Raw genomic sequence first — 518 nt, forward strand, 5'->3', positions numbered from 1 at the left:
GGCGGCGGCTTCGCCAGCGGCTTCGGTCGCCGCGGCACACCGCCGCCAAAAGGCGCGAACATCGGCTACCGGCTACAGGTGCCGTTCGTCGACGCCGCCGCGCTGGCGCCGCAGCGCGTGACGCTGGCCGACGGCCGCGAGCCGCATGTGTTCGGCCGCCGCACGCTGCCGCAGATGGATCTTGCATCGGCCGCCTGCGCCATCCAGAACCTGTGGCTCGCGGCGCGCGCCGAAGGGCTGGGCATGGGATGGGTGTCGCTGTTCGACCCGGTCGAGGTCGCGGCGCAGCTCGGCCTGCCCACGGGCGCCGAGCCGATCGCCTTGCTGTGCCTCGGGCCGGTCCACGAGTTCTACGAAGAACCGATGCTCCAGCAGGAACGCTGGGCGCGGCGCGAGCCGTTGGCGTCGATGGTGTTCGACGACCGCTGGGGCGAGCCGTCGGCACTGTTCGGCTGAACGCATGACCGTGTCCGGCGCAACCCTCGACGCGCTGCTCGTGCTGATCGCCGAACTCGGCA

1 protein-coding gene is annotated in these 518 nt (G+C 72.0%); it reads left to right on the forward strand.

Annotated elements, in window-relative coordinates; all coding sequences use genetic code 11:
- Positions 1-456: nitroreductase family protein (locus tag CVH10_RS17130; protein WP_181244448.1), on the forward strand; the 456-nt coding region annotated here is incomplete at its 5' end.
- Between the last annotated feature and the right edge of the window lie 62 nt (positions 457-518).

This window comes from Halomonas sp. ND22Bw, assembly GCF_003011945.1.
GTDB classification, from domain to species: domain Bacteria; phylum Pseudomonadota; class Gammaproteobacteria; order Pseudomonadales; family Halomonadaceae; genus Halomonas; species Halomonas halophila.